This window comes from Shewanella electrodiphila (genome assembly GCF_023283985.1).
In the GTDB taxonomy this organism is placed as follows: Bacteria; Pseudomonadota; Gammaproteobacteria; order Enterobacterales; family Shewanellaceae; genus Shewanella; species Shewanella electrodiphila.
This window is the reverse complement of sequence record NZ_JAKIKU010000004.1, coordinates 306,892-325,886: the sequence shown is the minus strand read 5'-3', so window position 1 is coordinate 325,886 and position 18,995 is coordinate 306,892. Positions and strand designations below refer to the sequence as shown.

General features: G+C 41.7%; 18 protein-coding genes. 13 read left to right on the top strand and 5 right to left on the bottom strand.

Annotation, left to right across the window (positions count from 1 at the left end):
* From ftsZ to L2737_RS09565, 4 genes are all read left to right on the top strand, one after another.
* Entirely contained in the window at nt 1-1,263 is a 1,263-nt protein-coding gene (ftsZ, locus tag L2737_RS09580) for a cell division protein FtsZ (protein ID WP_248955580.1), read from the top strand.
* 337 nt (nt 1,264-1,600) lie between these two features.
* Nucleotides 1,601-2,422, top strand: a complete 822-nt coding sequence (locus tag L2737_RS09575) for an ion transporter (protein WP_248955579.1) — start codon at nt 1,601-1,603, stop codon at nt 2,420-2,422.
* Nucleotides 2,423-2,787: 365 nt separating this feature from the next.
* On the top strand, nt 2,788-3,636 hold the full coding sequence (locus L2737_RS09570; RefSeq protein ID WP_248955665.1) for an AzlC family ABC transporter permease: 849 nt from the start codon (nt 2,788-2,790) through the stop codon (nt 3,634-3,636).
* Nucleotides 3,633-3,935 (top strand): AzlD domain-containing protein, encoded by a 303-nt coding sequence (locus L2737_RS09565; protein WP_102526463.1) that lies wholly within the window; start codon nt 3,633-3,635, stop codon nt 3,933-3,935. The genes L2737_RS09570 and L2737_RS09565 overlap by 4 nt, the downstream gene beginning before the upstream one ends.
* 122 nt (nt 3,936-4,057) lie before the next feature.
* Here L2737_RS09565 and L2737_RS09560 read toward each other — a convergent pair whose 3' ends face one another.
* Nucleotides 4,058-5,857: a glycoside hydrolase family 9 protein gene (locus L2737_RS09560; RefSeq protein WP_248955578.1), complete on the bottom strand. Its 1,800-nt coding sequence runs from the start codon at nt 5,855-5,857 to the stop codon at nt 4,058-4,060.
* A gap of 274 nt (nt 5,858-6,131) precedes the next feature.
* Between L2737_RS09560 and mpl the strand changes: the two genes are divergently transcribed.
* The 9 genes from mpl (at nt 6,132) to dbpA (ending at nt 14,728) form a co-directional block, all read left to right on the top strand.
* Nucleotides 6,132-7,532, top strand: coding sequence for a UDP-N-acetylmuramate:L-alanyl-gamma-D-glutamyl-meso-diaminopimelate ligase (mpl, locus tag L2737_RS09555; RefSeq protein WP_248955577.1), 1,401 nt, complete (start codon nt 6,132-6,134; stop codon nt 7,530-7,532).
* Between the two features lie 86 nt (nt 7,533-7,618).
* On the top strand, nt 7,619-8,290 hold the full coding sequence (locus L2737_RS09550; protein ID WP_248955576.1) for a flavin prenyltransferase UbiX: 672 nt from the start codon (nt 7,619-7,621) through the stop codon (nt 8,288-8,290).
* 39 nt (nt 8,291-8,329) lie between these two features.
* Nucleotides 8,330-8,860 (top strand): hypoxanthine phosphoribosyltransferase, encoded by a 531-nt coding sequence (gene hpt, locus L2737_RS09545; protein WP_102526467.1) that lies wholly within the window; start codon nt 8,330-8,332, stop codon nt 8,858-8,860.
* Nucleotides 8,861-9,035: 175 nt separating this feature from the next.
* Entirely contained in the window at nt 9,036-9,971 is a 936-nt protein-coding gene (locus L2737_RS09540) for an ABC transporter ATP-binding protein (RefSeq protein WP_248955575.1), read from the top strand.
* Entirely contained in the window at nt 9,971-10,741 is a 771-nt protein-coding gene (locus tag L2737_RS09535; protein WP_102526469.1) for an ABC transporter permease, read from the top strand. Before L2737_RS09540 ends, L2737_RS09535 begins: the two co-directional genes overlap by 1 nt.
* Before the next feature lie 235 nt (nt 10,742-10,976).
* Nucleotides 10,977-11,375, top strand: a complete 399-nt coding sequence (locus L2737_RS09530; RefSeq protein WP_248955574.1) for a MerC domain-containing protein — start codon at nt 10,977-10,979, stop codon at nt 11,373-11,375.
* Between the two features lie 210 nt (nt 11,376-11,585).
* Nucleotides 11,586-12,035: an SMI1/KNR4 family protein gene (locus L2737_RS09525; protein WP_102526471.1), complete on the top strand. Its 450-nt coding sequence runs from the start codon at nt 11,586-11,588 to the stop codon at nt 12,033-12,035.
* A 271-nt stretch (nt 12,036-12,306) separates the two neighbouring features.
* Complete coding sequence (locus L2737_RS09520) at nt 12,307-13,173, top strand: pirin family protein (protein ID WP_248955573.1); 867 nt, start codon at nt 12,307-12,309, stop codon at nt 13,171-13,173.
* Nucleotides 13,174-13,324: 151 nt separating this feature from the next.
* Entirely contained in the window at nt 13,325-14,728 is a 1,404-nt protein-coding gene (dbpA, locus tag L2737_RS09515) for an ATP-dependent RNA helicase DbpA (RefSeq protein WP_102526473.1), read from the top strand.
* Nucleotides 14,729-14,845: 117 nt separating this feature from the next.
* Here the strand turns inward: dbpA and L2737_RS09510 are convergent, their stop codons facing one another.
* The 4 genes from L2737_RS09510 to L2737_RS09495 all read right to left on the bottom strand — a co-directional run bounded on the left by L2737_RS09510 (nt 14,846) and on the right by L2737_RS09495 (nt 18,864).
* Nucleotides 14,846-15,250 (bottom strand): hypothetical protein, encoded by a 405-nt coding sequence (locus L2737_RS09510; protein ID WP_248955572.1) that lies wholly within the window; start codon nt 15,248-15,250, stop codon nt 14,846-14,848.
* Between the two features lie 156 nt (nt 15,251-15,406).
* The gene (locus L2737_RS09505) at nt 15,407-16,168 is read right to left on the bottom strand and encodes a DUF6445 family protein (protein ID WP_248955571.1); all 762 of its coding nucleotides are present in this window, start codon (nt 16,166-16,168) and stop codon (nt 15,407-15,409) included.
* A gap of 256 nt (nt 16,169-16,424) precedes the next feature.
* The gene (locus L2737_RS09500; protein ID WP_248955570.1) at nt 16,425-17,195 is read right to left on the bottom strand and encodes a hypothetical protein; all 771 of its coding nucleotides are present in this window, start codon (nt 17,193-17,195) and stop codon (nt 16,425-16,427) included.
* 226 nt (nt 17,196-17,421) lie between these two features.
* Nucleotides 17,422-18,864, bottom strand: coding sequence for a DEAD/DEAH box helicase (locus L2737_RS09495; RefSeq protein WP_248955569.1), 1,443 nt, complete (start codon nt 18,862-18,864; stop codon nt 17,422-17,424).
* Nucleotides 18,865-18,995: the final 131 nt, after the last annotated feature.

Genomic DNA, 18,995 nt, shown 5'->3' with positions numbered 1-18,995 from the left:
ATGTACGATTTAATTCCAACCGCCAGTAAAGCTCCGTGTATTACCGTATTTGGTGTCGGAGGTTGCGGCTGTAATACGATTAACCAACTCAGCCAGTCAACATTAAATGACAATATTAAACTGATTGCAGTGAATACAGATGCCCAGTCGCTGGCCATTTCACAGTGCGACACCCAACTTCAAATAGGCACTGAAACCACCAAGGGATTAGGCGCAGGTGCTGACCCTGAAAAAGGATTTGAGGCAGCCCAAGAGTCAGAGCAAACAATTAAAGAAATTGTTGAATTAGCGGATGTGATTTTTATAACGGGTGGTATGGGCGGCGGCACGGGTACAGGAGCCATTCCATTTATTGCTTCGATTGCAGTGCAATTAAACAAGCCGTTCGTCGCAGTAGTGACCACTCCGTTCGAGTTTGAAGGCCATCAAAGAAATCAACTAGCCCACGCAGGCGTCGAGAATTTAATGCAGCAAGCAAGCTCTGTCATTGTGCTGCCTAATGATAAGTTGGCTAAAACACTGGATAAGAAAATCACTCTTGTAAATGCATTCTTTGAAAGTAACCGTATTTTACAAGACGTACTGCAAGGGTTAACGGCAACAATAAGCCAATCAGGTTTAATTAATATCGATCTCAACGATTTTATTACTGTGGTGAACCACCAAGGACGAGCAGCGATGGGCGTTGCAAGGAAAAGTGAAGGTCAAGACTTAACCCATACCATCAATAATGCACTTAATAATCCTTTGCTTGAAGAAGTGGACTTTAGTCGCGCTAAAGGCGCGATTGTCAGTGTCATGGCTACAGAAGATATCGAGTTAAGCCAATACAATGCGATAGGTGAGTTATTACAGCAACAATTGGACCCAAGCGCTATGGTGATTATCGGCTTAACGATAATACCTGACTTATCGTGCGAACTTGAATTGATGATTATTGCTACTGGGATCGACTCCGATGCTATTGAAGAAAGCAAAACGCCTACTAAACAAGGTAGCTCAAGCGCTGAAGATGTAACTAAAACAGTAATCATACACTCTGATTCAAGCACTAATATCATAGATAAGAGCAGGAATAACACAAAGGTAAATAGAATTGATTCCAATGCAAATAATGCCCGTTTTGATACTTCAGAGTTATTTTGCTTACAGGACTTTTTAGTAGAGAAATCCCGCAAAGAGGAGCAAAAGGAAATCGCTGGGTTAGATCTGGATTCACCAACTTGCATCAGATGGGGAGCAAAGGTAATTGGCGATACATAGAGTTTTTAAGTCTTCAATTTTTTTGACTATTGATGGACTTTCAAGTCGTTAGTTCAAGTTTACTAATGAGTCTTTACTTGGATTTGTTAAAGGGGTTTATGTAATGAAGTTGCACAGTTTAACGTATTGTCCCACTACAAATGATTGTTGAAATTATAGCTTTAATTTTAGTTAATTAGCGTAAAAGCCTGCGAGCTTGTATATTACCGCCTCTCAAATTAACTGCGATCTAGGCCAAAGCTTAGATAAACGTATTTTAAGACTATTTTAATCTTGGTTAAGTAGTCTCATCCATCCTCAAAATTGAGGGGGATTTTTTAGGAGCCCAAAAGCCAGTATGCAAGCCTCAGCCGTTCTTAATACACTTAAAAAAGTTGATCAAAGTAAAACCTTCCAGGGCTTTGTTATTTTTGTCATTATCGTGTCGGCTTTGTCGATTGGTGCGCATACCTATCATTTACCGCCTTGGCTTGATCAAAGCTTATGGGTACTTGATATTGCCATAACGGCCTTCTTTTTATTTGAGCTGATTATCCGTTTTATGGCCAGTGATGGCATCAAATCCTTCTTTTCGAAAGGCTGGAATATCTTCGATACCATCATTGTGATTGGTAGTTTAGTGCCGTTAGGCGGCTCAACGATATTACTGGCGCGTTTACTGCGTATATTCAGAGTACTGCGGTTGGTCTCTATGGTGCCAGAGCTACGAATGCTGATTAATGCGCTACTCAAAGCCATTCCGCGCATGGGTTATATAGCGCTATTAATGTTCGTGATTTTCTATATTTACGGCGCTGTTGGCAGCATGTTCTTTGCTCATGTAAATGACTTTTTATGGGGTGATGTCTCCATTGCGATGCTGACCTTGTTTCGTATTTCTACGTTTGAGTCTTGGACATCCATCATGTATGAAACCATGGAAGTGTATCCATTAAGCTGGATTTACTATCTAACCTTTATCTTTTTAACCACTTTTGTTTTCCTGAACATGATGGTTGGCGCCGTATTAGATGTGATGGGCGAAGAAACTAAAATCATGCGTGAAGAGCAAGCGGATGAAAATGACTCGCCAGATGAGCAAACCGCAACGGCTGAAGATATAAAATTACTCAATGATAAGATAGATAAGTTGACTGAGATGCTGGCCAAGAAAGCTTAATACAGCGGGATTTAGCTCGCTTAATTGAGCTAGCCAATCGACTTGTTAAATGAATCATTAAATAAAAAGGCTTCTATTTGGAAGTCTTTTTTATGGCTGAATATTGTATAACAGGATAATAGTCGCTAATTCTTTACTGCTAATAGCTTAATGGTCAACGCAGATTATTCTATTTTTCACGCTTTACTTCTCCTCAAACTGTTTATTCAGGTATGCTAATTTTCAATGGTTTTCGACGTTTGTTAGCGACCTTACTTTATTGTCCCGTATATGTGTCGCAGTCAAAATATGAAAAGTGTTCTTAACAAGGAAGTACCGAAACTATGCCTGATACTAATGTTGATGATACTAATGCCGCGAATGATATGCTCGATAATCGGGAGGCTAAACAAAAACGCCAATCCTTTATCAAGGGACTATTGGCGGTGTTGCCTTTAACCATTGCAGTGATCCCATGGGGGATTTTAGCGGGTTCTTTAGCATTAGAAATCGGCTTAACAGCAACTCAAAGCCAAGCAATGTCGGCGATTATTTTTGCCGGTAGTGCGCAGTTAGTTGCACTTGGAATGATTAAAGCGGGTGTGGGCTTAGGCAGTATTTTAATTACCACTCTATTAATTACTTCACGGCATTTACTCTATGCCATGGCATTGCGCACTCAGATTAGCCCATTACCGCTTAAATGGCGTTTGGGACTTGGCTTTCTACTTACCGATGAGCTATTCGCGATTTCAAATCATAGTCAGGCCCCTGCGCGATCAAAACCCGACAGCCTTAATCCCCAAAAAGAGAAACAAGAGGGCTTAAAAACCGAAAAGCAATCGCCTGAAAGCCAGCGGCACAAGTTTGACCGTTGGTACGCACTAGGTGGTGGTTTGACGTTTTATATTGGTTGGAATATTGCCACCTTACTGGGCATTATTGCTGGTCAATCCATTGATAACTTAGGTGAACTAGGGTTAGATTTTGCAATAGCGGCAACGTTCATTGCTTTAGTGGTTCCTACCGTTAAAAAGCCTTCGATTCTGATTTGTGTCTTGGTGTCATTAACCTTGGCTGTGATATGTGCAGTATTTGAGATTCAAGCAGGGTTATTAATTGCTTCACTATCTGGGATGGGGGCAGGCTTTGCTTATGCCAAACTGAGTAATGAGCATAAAAGAATGACTACAGATGAAAAAGCTAAAGTTAACTCAACTGGAGAGCAGTCATGACTTGGTTGATTATTTTATCTATGGCTGCGGTGGTCTTTATTAGCCGCTATTTACTGTTAGAGCCTAAATTGCCTTTAAAACTCAGCGATAAAACGCTGACCTTTTTGAGTTATTCGGCGCCAGCAGTATTAACCGCCATTTTAGCGCCGATTGTATTTGTGCCCGAAGGCCAGTTGAACTTAACGTTTGATAATACCTACTTAGTTTGTGGTGTGGTGGCCACGTTACTTGCGTATTTCACTGGTAATACTTTATTGACCACCGTACTCAGTATTGGATTATTCTTTATCCTTTTCTAGCGCCTTTCACACCTAGCAAACGAAGCTAACGGGCACGTTAACAATATGGTTCTTAGCTTCAGTTGCTTCAGTTGCTTCAGTTGCTTCAGTTGCTTCAGTTGTTTAAGTTGCTTAAGTTCATTTTACTGAGAAAGCGCAGCAAGCATGTATACCAGTGGCGCATTCCAGTTAATCGCCACCTCATTACTGGCATAGCTGCAACCATGGTCAATATATGACTTAGCAGGATGTTTCGACGGGTAAATTCCGCCTTGTTTTTTACAGTCGCCGGCATCTTGTTGACCCGGTTGAGGCCCGCCAGCTAAGAACCCTGGGATTGGCGCTTTAATGCCATCAGCCATAGAGGCTCGGTGATGAACATTCATCGGTGACATTAGCCCTACACCTGTCATGAAAGACATTCCTAAAGGGTTACGGCCAAAAATGTAATCGACAATGGCCTCTGCATGTTTGGTATAAAAGCTGTTTTGTTGTTCTGTGGTGGATAATAACTGACTAACACGATGTAAAGTCACTGCTTTATTAAGCATGTTGGAGTTACTGCCCCAGACAAAATCTTGCTCACTAATCGCAAGGCCGTAAGCTGAATCTTCGCCCACCTTTGTCCAGCTATCGGTCAACTTCAATAATTGTGACTGGGCTTGCTGCTTTAATTTTTGGGGTGACTTGTCAGTCGTTGCTATGGTGATTAAGGCTAAGGTTTCGACTTTATCCCATTCAGGAATTCGTAGTTGTTTGGGTAACTCAATTGTATTGAGGTATTCATCTTCGCCAGTGGCTGCAAATAACTCAGCAGCAGCCCATAACCATTCATCTTTCAGGTTGTCTCCTGCTGTCGCGTAAGCACCTGTGTGAATATCATCGGGTTGTTGATAATGAATGTCGGGATTTTTAATCGCCCATTGCCATGCATATTTGGCCGCGCGAAGTAATTGCTGGCTGTAGTTAGTGTTATCAAAGGAGGTGACTGGCAAGTTTGCATCATACTGAGCCAATATTTGGCTCGCTTTAGCCATCGTCGCTGCAAAACCTAAAGTGGCAGCGGTAGATTTAGCGATGATATAACGGGGCTGGTCCATCATGTGCGGCATTTCATCTTCGCCGGTAAAGCGTTTGGTGGTGAGCTTGTGGTACAAACCGCCATCAGCGGGATCTTGCATTGTGAGCATCCAATCCATATTCCACAGGATTTCATCAAGGGTGTCGGGCAAGTTATTACTTGATTCTGGAATATTAAGCGAGAGGTTCGATAGGACGTCAGTTTGTTCAGCAAGTGCACTGAGTAAGGTATACACGGTAATGTTGGAGTTGACGATATACTTGTTGTAATCGCCAGCATCGTACCAGCCTTTTGGCGATGAAATCACTGTGCCTTCGGGCCTAGTTTTTGACGCTGCAGATTTATGAACATAAACAATGGTATCTGGGTGCGCCGCAGGGCGGGCATATATACCTGCATACTCTTGTTGGATTACAGCGCCACTGCGATTATAAAAGTAAGCACGCATGGCTGTTTTTAATGGCTGATTATAGCGAGATTCAGAGATTGAAAAAGGGTGGGAGGTTGCAAGGGAGTCAACTTTTAGCTGGTATTCCCCCGCTTGAGTAAAATCATCAAATTGAGCGAGTTTTACGGTTTCTGCTGAGGGTGTCCACGCTTTAGCGGCGCTGAGTTTGCCTTGATAAACTGTTTTACCTGACGTTTGTTCAATGAGACTAAAATTCTCAGACGCTGTATTACTGACCACGGCAGTTTTTGCTGCATTCACTCCAAAACCAAGTTGATTAAAACGAATATCCTGTTCATCGGCAACACTACAGTGACTGACCAGTACAGTGATACTCATACATGCCAACAGGCTTGCTGAGCGTTTAAAAGGTGATATCCACTGCTTGGTCTTATTGCTGATGAGGTTATTCATGTTAAGTCCTTGTTGAAAATCGGCTAAGCCATTATTACGGCTTTTTTATCAATAAAGAAACATGACCAGCTAGAATTGATTATGCAGGATAACTAACAATCTTGATGTTCAGGTATTAAGGACAATAGCGTAGGGCGTTGTTGGCAACGATTACATAGTTCTAACTAAGTTGTGCGTTAGTGATGGCTAAACATTAAAGCTTGTTATTGTGAGCTGACAATCTCAGTCGCAATGCTTTAGAATAAGCCATTCTTTATTCAGACAGAGCAATTGCATGCACGTACATATTCTTGGGATCTGTGGCACTTTTATGGGCGGCCTCGCATTATTAGCCCGTGCGATGGGACACAAAGTGACTGGTAGTGATGCCAATGTTTACCCACCAATGAGCACTCAGCTAGAAGAGCAAGGCATTGAGCTTATTCAAGGTTTTGATCCTGTGCAGTTAGGTAAAGAGGGTGAAAACCAACCTGACTTGGTTGTGATTGGCAATGCTATGAGCCGTGGTAATCCTTGTGTTGAGGCCGTGCTTAATCGTGGTATTAAATACACTTCTGGACCGCAATTCTTATCTGAGTATATTTTGCCTGAACGTTGGGTATTAGCGGTATCTGGCACCCATGGTAAAACATCAACCTCAAGTATGTTGGCGTGGGTACTGGAGTATTGTGGTTACGAGCCCGGCTTTTTAATTGGCGGTGTGCCACAAAACTTTGGTGTATCAGCAAGATTAGGCAACTCGCCGTTTTTTGTGGTTGAAGCCGATGAATACGACAGTGCTTTTTTCGATAAACGTTCTAAGTTTGTCCATTACCGTCCGCGCACGTTAGTGATTAATAATCTCGAATTTGATCATGCCGATATCTTCAGCGATCTCGCCGCGATACAACGTCAATTTAATCATGTTATTCGTACTGTTCCTGGCGAGGGAAAAGTGATTTGGCCTGCTGAGGTCGATGCGGTTAAAGAAGTCATCGAACTTGGTTGCTGGAGCGAGCAAGAGCAGTTTTATGCCTCGCCAACCAAAGGCCTGCAAGTGGCTCAAGGTTGGTATGCCAATACGATCGCTGCAGATGGACATGAATTTGAAGTGATGTTTGATGGTGAGTCTCAAGGCATTTTAAACTGGGGACTTATCGGTCAGCATAATATCGAAAATGCAGTGATGGCTATAGCTGCGGCTCGTCATGTGGGCGTAGCCCCTCATCATGCCATTGAAGCATTAACCAAATTTTCCCCGCCTAAGCGCCGTTTAGAGTTACTTGATACGGTTAATGGCATTGCTGTTTATGATGATTTTGCCCATCACCCAACGGCTATTGAAACGACACTACAAGGTTTACGTGCCAAAGTAGGTGCAGGCGAAAAGGCTTCAGGTAAATTGATTGTGGTGCTTGAGCCGCGCTCAAATACCATGAAAAGCGGCGTTCACAAAGATACTCTTGCTGAATCTATGTCATTGGCGGATTGCGCGTTTTTGTACCAAGCTGACAATATCGGTTGGGATATTGAAACCAATATGGCTAATGCCAGTATTCCTGTGACAGTATCGACAGATATTAATGACATAATTGCTTTAGTGACGGCAACAGCTTGTGAAGGTGATACGATCGTTATCATGAGTAATGGCGGTTTTAATGGTATTCACCAGAAACTGATTGCTGCTTTAAAATAATTGTCATCGATTGAAGCTTTTATTGCATTTATTTCAGTGATGAAACGTATACAGGGCTAACGACAACGTTAGCTGTTAGAGAGTTTATGAGTAATACAACACAGTACAAAAAAACAGATAAAGCGATCAGCCTTGCATGGACTGGCGCTTCTGGCGCGCCTTATGGGTTAAAGCTGCTACACAGTTTACTAATGGCCGAATATCAAGTGTTTTTGATGATATCAAGCGCCGCGCGCGTGGTACTTGCCACTGAAGAAGGTTTGCAGCTCAGTGCCAATGCTGAAAAAGCCCGCGAACAATTGCTGAGCCATTTTAATATGACTGGTTCAGAAGTTGGTGAGTTGGTGGTATTGGGTAAAGATGAGTGGTTTTCGCCGCCCGCATCAGGCAGCGCTGCGCCAAAGCAAATGGTGATTTGTCCCTGCTCAACAGGCACTTTAGCAGCCGTTGCAACAGGAATGAGCAATAATTTGTTAGAAAGAGCGGCAGATGTGGTAATAAAAGAGCGGGGTCAATTAATCTTAGTACCAAGAGAAACTCCCTTTAGCGCCATACACTTAGAACATATGTTAAGCCTGACACGTAACGGCGCGACCATCATGCCTGCAGCGCCAGGCTTTTATCACCATCCCCAATCGATAGAAGATCTGGTAAACTTCATGGTTTCCCGAATTCTAGATCATTTGGGTATTGAACATGGGCTGACAAATCGCTGGGGTTATGCTGCACAAAAGTCTCGCGACGACACCGCAATTTAACTTAAGTTAAGCCCGAAAATCACGACAATTGAGAGTAATATGAAACACACAACCGAAGTGATGATTTCTGCAGAAGAAATCAACGAAAAACTGGATATATTAGCTGAAAGGATTAATGCCCATTACGCAGACAGCGAGCGTTTGTTAATGGTCGGCTTATTGAAAGGGTCTGTGGTTTTTATGGCTGACCTATGTCGCCGTATTAAGGGCCATGTTGAAATCGACTTTATGTCAGTTTCAAGCTATGGCAATGCAATGACAAGCACACGCGATGTGAAGATCTTAAAAGATGTATCATCTGAGATCATCGATCGTGACGTATTGATTGTTGAAGATTTAATTGATTCAGGCAATACCTTAAATAAAGTACGTGAAATGCTATTACTGCGTGAGCCAAAAAGCTTAGCGCTGTGTACTTTACTGGATAAGCCTGAGCGCCGTGAAGTAGACGTACCTGTCGACTTTATCGGTTTTACCATTCCTGACGAATTTATCGTAGGTTATGGTATCGACTACGCTGAGCAGTATCGTAACTTGCCTTACATCGCGAAAGTTGTGCCATTAGATTAATGTCACCTTTTGAATGTAAACTCCCGCTATAGGCGGGAGTTTTGTTTTGGGCGTCATAAAGTTTTGCGTCTTTTACGTATACGCTGCGTCATTTACAATACCTTGTTTACAATAGGCTATTGATAGCAAGTCATGTAAACGTGTAATTCGCAATTTATGGATCAGAGGAATGACAATGAGCAACAACACCAATGCTTTGGTGATCGAAAACCTGCAAAAAACTTATAAAGGCGGCGTTCACGCTGTTAAAGGAGTTAGCTTAACCGTTGAACAAGGTGATTTTTTTGCTTTGTTAGGGCCCAATGGTGCCGGTAAGTCGACGACCATCGGGGTGATTAGTTCATTAGTGCAAAAGTCTTCTGGTAGCGTGAAGGTGTTTGAATATGACATCGATAACAACCTAGAACGAGCCAAAATGTGCATCGGTTTAGTGCCGCAAGAGTTTAATTTCAACCAGTTTGAAACCGTGCTGCAAATTGTAGTTAACCAAGCGGGTTATTATGGGGTGATTAGAAACCTTGCCCTAGAGCGCGCCAAAAAATATCTGAGCCAATTAGATTTGTGGGAAAAACGCGACAGCCAAGCTAGAGCATTATCTGGCGGCATGAAACGCCGTTTAATGATTGCTCGTGCACTGATGCATGAACCAAAGCTATTAATTTTAGATGAGCCTACAGCAGGGGTAGATATCGAACTTCGCCGCTCAATGTGGCAATTTTTAAAAGATATTAATAACCAAGGCGTGACCATTATTCTCACCACCCATTACCTTGAAGAAGCGGAAATGCTGTGCCGTAATATCGGTATTATTGATAAAGGCTTGTTGGTGGAATGCACCAGCATGAAAGCGTTACTCAGTAAGCTTGATGTAGAAACTTTTATTCTTGATTTACGCCAAGATATTAAAGCTGCACCTGTGTTGGAAAACATGAATAGCCGCTTGGTCGATGGTCATACATTAGAAGTGGATGTGGCCAAAGCACAAAACTTAAATGAGTTATTTGCTCAGCTAAGTAAACAAGATATTGAAGTATTATCAATGCGTAACAAAGCTAACCGTCTTGAAGAGTTGTTTGTTGAGTTAGTTGAAAAAGCCAAGGAGGCAAAATAATGAATCAACTTTATTGGGTTGCCTTTAAAAGTATTCTGACTAAAGAAATTAATCGTTTTACCCGTATCTGGGTGCAAACTCTAGTTCCGCCAGCCATTACCATGACCTTGTATTTTTTGATTTTCGGTAATTTAATTGGTAATCGAATCGGTGAAATGGGCGGCGTGTCTTATATGGAGTTTATTGCCCCGGGTCTTATTATGATGTCGGTGATCACTAACTCCTATTCAAATGTAGCCTCATCATTTTTCAGTGCAAAAATGCATGGCAGCATTGAAGAATTGATGGTCGCGCCTGTACCACACTATGTGATGATTGCTGGTTACGTCGGTGGTGGTGTTGCCCGTGGATTGGCTGTTGGCTTGATTGTCACGCTGGTGGCGATGTTTTTTGTGAACTTATCACTACACCATGTTGGCTTAGTGATTATGACGGTGTTTTTAACCTCAGTGCTGTTTGCATTAGGCGGGTTAATTAATGCGGTATTTGCTAAAAGCTTTGATGACATTAGCATTATTCCGACCTTCATTTTAACGCCGTTAACTTATTTAGGTGGGGTGTTTTACTCGTTATCGTTACTGCCTGATTTTTGGCAAGGTGTATCGGCGCTAAATCCTGTGGTGTATATGATTAATGTATTCCGTTACGGCTTTTTAGGCTTTGCTGATATCAGCGTACCGTTATCGATTGCAATCATGGTCGGCTTTTGTGCCTCGTTATGGTTTGTCGCTTACTACTTAATTTCCCGTGGTATCGGGCTTCGTAGTTAAACGATAAAAATAATGTTTAATCGATTTTTTAAGGGCGCTTCGGCGCTCTTTTTTATGCCTATTCAATGGATAGTTTCAACTCGATTAAATCGTGAAATCAATTAACGAGCTTACTGAGTAAATTAAGTCTTGTTACTGTTTCTTATTCAGTTAAATTAGTGTTAAATACTACTCCAATTTAGCTTATGCTAAATCAATAATTGGCGCTCACGACTAAGAGATAAAAGGATTTCACATGACAAATAATATGCAATCGCTACTGGATAAGCTGGCTATCGGGTTATCAAGTCTTTGCGCCTTACATTGTATTGCAACCCCAATATTACTTGCCTTGTTACCTTCGTTATCAGCATTGCCATTAAACGATCATTTATATCATGAGGTGATGGTGTGGTTGGTACTGCCTACCAGTACGATAGCGGTGTTAATGGGCTGCCAACGCCACCGTGATGCTAAAGTATTGATGTTTGCTATTGTTGGCCTGCTGACTTTGGTTGCATCATCGGTTTACGGACATGACATTGTTGGTGAAGTTGGTGAGAAACTACTGACGTTAGCTGGCGCATTTATTGTTGCTTACGCGCATTGGCGTAATGTTAAACTATGCCGCAAACAAGTGTGTTGTAAAAAATAGTACCTTAAGCAAGAGTGCCGTAATAAAGAGTGCTCTGAATAATCAGCATTTTTAGCTCATGCTATGATTCAATGGCATGAGCTTGTTTCAATATTCCTCTAACACTCAAATCGCTTTTCCCATAACCCTTCAGTATGAAGCGCTTTAATCATCAGAGCCAGTGTATAATCCTTTCTCGTTTACGCCTTAAATTATATTGGAATCTCTAAAATGAATAGCATTGATCTCTTTGTCAAAAACTGGGGCAGTAAACATGCCATGGTACCGATTAAAAGTGATGATATCGACGCACTAGAATCAAGACTAAATGCTGTTTTACCTGACTCATATAAGTATTTAATTGCCACTTATGGTTTAGTGCATACACCCAATGTGTTAACTAAGATTTGTGATTTAGGTGTTGATATATCTGAAGTTCAGGACTTTTTAAGTCTTGATGATGTGAGTTTATTATCAAACTTATATGAAATGAGCGGTATGCCGAAAGGCCATATTCTGTTTGCTTCTGACTGTAAGGGCAACATGTTTTGTTTTAAGCAAACTGACTGCGCCGCGAGTCAAAAAGATGCACCTGTGTGGTTTTATAACCAGGCTTTGGGGACGGTTGAGAAAGTCTCAAACGCTTTTATTGAATGGTTAGAAGAGTTTAATAAGCTGTAAGACTTCCGTGATGAATATTCTTATGTGAAGAATATTTTCCGTGAAGATTAATTTCATGTGGTGAGATTAAAATCGACACTGTTATATCGTTACTCGCTATAAGCAACAAAACCGCCACGCCTTTGATTTTAATTATTTTTTACTGAAATAGCTATTTTTATATAATCTAATACAAGTATAAAATCGAAAGATAACTACGCTTTAATGCAATATTCATTCGACTATATGCTTGATAAAGTGATCTCATTAAAGGTTAACTGAGCGCTTTATCATGAAAGTATTAAGCAAATTTACCGCTCGTCCAGCGATGGATGGCGATGGAGTGAACATTAAACGGGTAGCGGATTTTATGAATACCCGTTTTGATCCTTATTTAATGATTGATGAGATCAAATCAAACGATCAGCAAGACTTTATTGGTGGCTTTCCACCACATCCGCACCGAGGTATTGAAACCTTTACGTATATCCGTAAAGGCGGTTTTGAGCATCGAGATCAACTCGGTAATGTTAAAGCTATTCGTGCAGGTGATGTGCAATGGATGAGCACAGGAAGTGGCGTAGTGCATTCTGAAATGCCCCTTGCTGATGCTAACGAAGGCCTTCATGGGTTTCAGATTTGGCTTAACATGCCAGCCAAAGATAAAATGCGCCCCGCGATTTATCAAGACACAACAGGCACGCCTAATCCAGTCGTAAGCAATGATAGCGGCGCTAACCTTAAAGCACTGGCAGGCGACTGGCAGTTTGCCGATAGCCCTCAAATCATAGCGGCCAGCATTCAAGGTTTGGCGGGTAATGGTGCGATTGCGGATTTAATGCTAAATGAAAATGGCCAAGCACAACTTGATTTGTCGGCACATCAAAGTGTTAGTGTTTTCATTTATCAAGGCGAGCTTGAGTACGTCGATATCAGTGGAATGCAGGCAAAAGCGACAGAAGGCCAGCTATTAGTTATTGAACCAGAACTCAATACCCATATCAAAGCCGGGAATCAAGACACTGGCATTTTATTACTAGCAGGCTGCCCTATTAATGAGAGAATCGTACATATGGGGCCATTTGTGATGAATAGCCAAGCAGAGATAAATCAGGCCATTGATGATTATCAGCAAGGACGTTTTGGGGAAATTGTATAGGGTTATCACAATCCGTTTTATGCGAATAAATGTCAGCGACTAACGGATAAAATTGCTACAATAGACATTCAAACATTTGGCCAAGGTATTTTATCCTTGGCCGAGTTGTTTCTATTATCCCATTTTGCTTTGATATCAGAGGATATTCACCTTGAGTCAGTCTACTGAACAGGCCGCTAATACGGCTTTCGCATCACTTAATCTTAAACCAGGTTTGTTTGATAATCTTAAAACCATGGGATACGAGTCTATGACTCAAATCCAAGCTGAAAGCTTACCAGCTATTCTTGCGGGTGATGACGTGATTGGCCAAGGAAAAACCGGCTCAGGTAAAACAGCTGCATTTGGTTTAGGTCTATTAAACAAACTTGATGTGAAACGTTTTCGCATTCAAACCATGGTGCTGTGTCCAACACGCGAATTAGCCGATCAAGTGGCTAAAGATATTCGTACTTTAGCCCGTGGTATTCATAACATTAAGGTGCTGACCTTATGTGGCGGCGTTCCAATGGGGCCGCAAATCGGTTCGCTTGAACATGGTGCGCACATTATTGTCGGTACACCTGGACGTATTGTTGATCATCTTGATCGTAATCGTTTAGATCTGAGTAATGTCAATATGTTGGTGTTAGATGAAGCCGATCGCATGTTAGAAATGGGCTTCCAAGATCATATTGATCAAATCATTGCTGAAACCCCTCATGAGCGTCAGACATTATTGTTCAGTGCGACTTTCCCTGAGCAAATTCAACAAGTTGTTGAACAGATTATGTATAAGCCTTTGATGGTTAAAGTTGAGGCGACTCACGACAACCACACAATTGAGCAGCATTTTTACCATACAGAAGACAATCAGGCTCGCTTAGAGGCATTGCAATTATTGCTCCTTGAAAAGCAACCTGAAAGCGCAGTGGTTTTTTGTAACACCAAACGTGAAACCCAAAAAGTGGCTGACACTTTAGCTGAGCAAGGTTTTAGTGTATTGGCTTTACATGGCGACTTAGAGCAGCGCGATCGCGATCAAATGTTACTGCGTTTTGCTAACAAGAGCGCCCGCGTATTAGTGGCTACCGATGTGGCTTCTCGTGGTTTAGATATCGAAGATTTAGAAGCGGTATTTAACTATCACATTGCTTACGATACAGAAGTGCATATTCACCGTATTGGTCGTACAGGCCGTGCAGGTAGTAAAGGCGCTGCGTACACTTTCTTTAGTCATGCAGATGGCCACAGAATGGTTGAAATTGAAGAGCTGATTGGCAAAGAAATCGATGGTGAAACCTTACCGTCAATGAATGTGCTCAACAAGCAACCGCAAGAAGCGGAAATGATCACCATCCAAATTGATGCGGGTAAAAAGCACAAAATCCGTCCTGGTGACATTGTGGGTGGCTTAACCGGTGAAAACGGTATTGATGGTGCTGATATTGGTAAAATTAAGGTCACTGATATCCGTTCGTTTGTAGCCGTTAAACGTGATGCTTCTAAAAAAGCGTTGAACAAAATTACCAAAGGCCGCCTTAAAGGTAAGACTTACCGAGCCTGGTTTTTATAAGCCTAGCTTGTAAGAAAATAGTTTTAGTAAGCCAGTTTTTATAAATAGGCTTTAAAACAAAGCGAATTCAGTGGTTACTGAATTCGCTTTTTTGTGTTTATTAGATAGCTGAGCTGATTAAACTGCGTAAAGGCTTAGGCCGATTTTTAATGACGTAATTAAAAACACGTATATGCATAGCATGATGGATGTTTTACGTTTATAGGGCAGTAGTTCAGGAATGATTACATTTTTTGAGTCTCGCTTTGCTTTATCTTGACTGCGGCTATTGGGCTTTATAATGGATGAGTGCCAAATAAGAAACCAACGTATTTTGAGTTGGTATTCCACGTCGTTTAGGGTAAACCTACCATTGTGAAAAGGACTTAATAGTAAGTATTTATCTGTAATAACCTCAGTCTCTGACTGAGTATTATCAGGCAGCGTTAATAAGCGAAAGCGACATAGAAGGCGGTCGTAGTTTGCTTTAATTCGAGTATTTTCAAGTTGATGGGAGTGTTCTTCAAAGCGCTTAAATTTCATTAGGGTGGCATCCATATCATCCAGAAATATTTAACGCATATCTTAGTCTTGCCAGTAATGTGAATCTAGCGTTTATGAATGAAGCTTAATCACCTGTTTTTCAAAAAACACAACAATGACTTTATTAACAGTAACCACAATGTTGATTTTGACAATTTAGGCGATACTAAAGAAAGAGTTAATTGATGTGCGATTATGTTCAGAACGCTTATCAAACTCTACTTCATCAGTAATATTGGCGCTGTGAAGAATATTACCTGAATAGATAACGATGCGATTTGGCTTAGCGTCAATACTGAATACTTTTTCGAATAAGTCATCTGAATCTGTGATGTAGCCTTTTCGGCTTGCTGCAACTTGCTTAACCTCATCAACCATTTTAAAAATAATGTCTTTATCGTCGTGGGATAAGTGCAGTTTGTCAGCGCCTTTATAACGATAAAAGCTGGTGCCGCCCAATTGGACATCATTGAGATAATGCACTGCTGCCATATCGTGTTCAGCAAGGGAGTCAAAGTGTGGCATGGTTTGACTCGCATTGAGCTGTAATGGACTTAAAGTGACTTTAGATAACCAACACTTTGCAATTTGATGCTGCTTGAAGTATTCACCTTTAGGCTGCTTTGCCAGTAAGGTAATTAACGATGATAAAGATTGGTAATAGGGGCGTGGCATTTCATCTCGCATGCCTGGGAACAAGGTTCCATCGGCGCCGACATTATTGAAATAAGCTTTTGTTTTGCTGTAATCGACAAGAGACGCAAAGTCAGTAATGAAATCATCTATGACCCAGATGAGATGTTCAGAGTTAGGCAACTGCATTACTTGGATGTGCAAGTTGGGATTGATTGAACTTGCTGAGTGGGCTGCTGTTTTTTTTGTATCATTACTTGCTGAATTAATTGAAGATATCGTCATGGTGAACAGTATTCCTTTACATTGATTTTTCGCTAATTCAAAAGTCGCTACCTACACAGGAGCGCCTTGGCTAACAGCATCCTGGGTTAACAGCATCGTGTGTAACTTACGAGCTGATGCTAGGCGTAGATCAATATAAAGTGATATTTAAACTAATGACTTACGAGTTTAAGCACGCTGATGATATTGGTTTTATCACGCTGGCAGTATTAGTCTTTAGTCGGAATGGTGTTATCTATCCATCACGTTGAGGTCATTACTGATTTTCAACCGTTGAATCATCAACTTCTGACAACATATGGATCAGGGTTTCACCTTCTTCGTTTCCTATCAGATAGGTCCATGTACTGGCATTTTTACTTAATGAAGTCTCTTGCAGTCGCTGGCTTACTAACATCCAACCATTGGGTTCTAGCTCTTCACCGCGAACCTCACAAGTGCTGGTTTTACAATTGACTGAGGTGATATTGACCATGTCAGCATATTCACTCAAAGCAAAAGAATCTTTTAATGCTTGCTCACGCTCCGTGGCCCATTCTTGATTGGTGTCAGCTTGGTGATGGCGCTTAAATAGTGCGACCATGTCTCCTTGTTGTGAAGCTATCGCATTGGCAAAATTTTCAGGAACCCATTGGTTTGCTTGATCAGTGCTGATGCTGTCTGGCTCTGGATGAAATGGCGAGTCATGGGTTTGTTCTGTGACTTGATCTATCTCGCTGTAAGCCAGTTCAACTTGCTGCTCGAGTAATCCCATTGATGAGTTCATAGCGTCGATTAAACTGTTTTTTTCAGCAAGCTGTTGTTTAAGTTGCAGCACTTCTTGTTTCAGTTCGCTGACGAGATGACTGGATTCTATGGCTAACTCTGATGGCAGGGAGGTAACACCTTCACTTCTTGGTGTTTTACTCAGTTGATTACTTTGAGACTCTTCTGCTTGATTAAGCTGACCTTTTCCCATTTGTAAACCAACAAACAGGCTGGCAATAGCCAGTAATAATATTAGAATCAATACACCTAAATACTTCATAACTCTTCCATGAAAAATTGTCTTTATTCCGTGTAATTATCATGAACGATGAGAGTGGATCTGGCAACTTTCAAGTGTTTATCGTTAATGAGTAAGCAAGGTGTAGGTTTTTATGCTGGTATTTTTGAATAACAAAAAAGGCATGAAAGCTTGGCTTTCATGCCTTTAAATCATTAACTATTTGCTGAAAATCGAGCTAAGTTAACGCTAAATCAGTGAGTCGCTATTAACGTCTCGCATTCGCGTAAGGATCAACCTTGCCTTGTGAACTTGATTTGTCTGTGCGGCCTTGGCGACGATTTTGTGGCTTTTTATTACCATCTGATTGAGCATTTTCAGCTTCTGCACGAGCGCGGGCGCGTTGACGTTGGCTTGGCTTGTCTGAATTACCTTTCGGCGCTGGACGCTGGCCCTGTTTAGTGCTTTGGCCTTGTTTTTGTCCATCAGCTTGATTGGCGTGCTTACGACGATTCGGGTTTGGCTTTTTATGATTAGCCGCGCGATGACCGCCTTTTAAGCTTGCTTCTGGTAAGTCATGACATGCTTCATAGCCTTCGATGACTTTACGCTCGACAGTGCGCTTAATCAGTCTTTCGATGTCATGTAATAACTTCACTTCTTCATCGCTAACTAAAGATACTGCTAAACCTGTTGCGCCAGCGCGGCCAGTACGGCCGATACGATGCACATAATCTTCAGGGACATTAGGTAAATCAAAGTTAACGACAAAAGGCAATTGGTCGATATCAATACCACGGGCAGCGATATCGGTAGCAACCATGACTTGTGCTTTACCCGCTTTGAAATCAGCTAAGGCTTTGGTACGCGCACCTTGGCTTTTATTACCGTGAATAGCCACTGCATTGATGCCGTCAGCATCTAAGTTTTTCGCTAAGCGGTTAGCGCCATGTTTGGTGCGAGAAAATACCAACACTTGATGCCAGTTATTTTCTTTAATTAGCTTAGTTAAGATACGCGCTTTACGGCTCTTATCTACGGCATAAACACTTTGTTCAACCGTGTTAGCAGTCGCATTACGTGGCGTAACTGAAATCTCAACTGGATTATTCACTAAGCCTTTTGCAAGTTCACGGATTTCATCTGAAAACGTTGCTGAGAACATTAGGTTTTGGCGTTGTTTTGGCAACATAGCCAAGACTTTCTTAATATCGCGAATAAAGCCCATGTCTAACATGCGGTCGGCTTCATCTAAGATTAAGACTTCAAGTTGGCTGAAGCTTAATGCTTTTTGTTGGCATAAATCTAATAAGCGTCCTGGGGTCGCCACTAGAATATCAACGCCATTTCTTAGGGTGGTAATTTGTGGATTAATTGATACGCCACCAAATACAACCGCAGATTTAAGCGGTAAGTTTGCGCCGTAAGTCGACACGCTTTCAGCAACTTGTGCTGCTAGCTCACGTGTTGGTGTTAATACTAAAGCACGAACTTGGCCACGCTTAGCGCGCTGACCTTTTGAGAGTAGTTCTAATAATGGCAGGGTAAAACCTGCTGTTTTGCCTGTACCCGTTTGGGCAGCGGCCATTACGTCTTTGCCTTCTAGGACGGCAGGAATAGCTTGTTCTTGGATTGCTGAAGGGGTGTCATACCCTTGTTTTTCAACAGCTTTTAAAATTGCTGCGCTTAAGCCTAGTGAGGCAAAACTCATAGAATGATCTCTTTGGGCAACGTATACGTTGCTATGACTGAATAGGGGGCCACGAAATGGCGGGCGTGAAGCTTACCTGAAACACTGCTAGAGCGCCATCTAATCGCTTAAATATTCTTCTTTAATGGCCG

Excerpts from the sequence above, each read along its gene's own strand:
- ftsZ (WP_248955580.1), top strand. The coding sequence starts at position 1 with ATGTACGATTTAATTCCAACCGCCAGTAAAGCTCCGTGTATTACCGTA.
- L2737_RS09575 (WP_248955579.1), top strand. The coding sequence starts at position 1,601 with ATGCAAGCCTCAGCCGTTCTTAATACACTTAAAAAAGTTGATCAAAGT.
- L2737_RS09570 (WP_248955665.1), top strand. The coding sequence starts at position 2,788 with ATGCTCGATAATCGGGAGGCTAAACAAAAACGCCAATCCTTTATCAAG.
- L2737_RS09565 (WP_102526463.1), top strand. The coding sequence starts at position 3,633 with ATGACTTGGTTGATTATTTTATCTATGGCTGCGGTGGTCTTTATTAGC.
- L2737_RS09560 (WP_248955578.1), bottom strand. The coding sequence starts at position 5,857 with ATGAATAACCTCATCAGCAATAAGACCAAGCAGTGGATATCACCTTTT.
- mpl (WP_248955577.1), top strand. The coding sequence starts at position 6,132 with ATGCACGTACATATTCTTGGGATCTGTGGCACTTTTATGGGCGGCCTC.
- L2737_RS09550 (WP_248955576.1), top strand. The coding sequence starts at position 7,619 with ATGAGTAATACAACACAGTACAAAAAAACAGATAAAGCGATCAGCCTT.
- hpt (WP_102526467.1), top strand. The coding sequence starts at position 8,330 with ATGAAACACACAACCGAAGTGATGATTTCTGCAGAAGAAATCAACGAA.
- L2737_RS09540 (WP_248955575.1), top strand. The coding sequence starts at position 9,036 with ATGAGCAACAACACCAATGCTTTGGTGATCGAAAACCTGCAAAAAACT.
- L2737_RS09535 (WP_102526469.1), top strand. The coding sequence starts at position 9,971 with ATGAATCAACTTTATTGGGTTGCCTTTAAAAGTATTCTGACTAAAGAA.
- L2737_RS09530 (WP_248955574.1), top strand. The coding sequence starts at position 10,977 with ATGACAAATAATATGCAATCGCTACTGGATAAGCTGGCTATCGGGTTA.
- L2737_RS09525 (WP_102526471.1), top strand. The coding sequence starts at position 11,586 with ATGAATAGCATTGATCTCTTTGTCAAAAACTGGGGCAGTAAACATGCC.
- L2737_RS09520 (WP_248955573.1), top strand. The coding sequence starts at position 12,307 with ATGAAAGTATTAAGCAAATTTACCGCTCGTCCAGCGATGGATGGCGAT.
- L2737_RS09510 (WP_248955572.1), bottom strand. The coding sequence starts at position 15,250 with ATGAAATTTAAGCGCTTTGAAGAACACTCCCATCAACTTGAAAATACT.
- L2737_RS09505 (WP_248955571.1), bottom strand. The coding sequence starts at position 16,168 with ATGACGATATCTTCAATTAATTCAGCAAGTAATGATACAAAAAAAACA.
- L2737_RS09500 (WP_248955570.1), bottom strand. The coding sequence starts at position 17,195 with ATGAAGTATTTAGGTGTATTGATTCTAATATTATTACTGGCTATTGCC.
- L2737_RS09495 (WP_248955569.1), bottom strand. The coding sequence starts at position 18,864 with ATGAGTTTTGCCTCACTAGGCTTAAGCGCAGCAATTTTAAAAGCTGTT.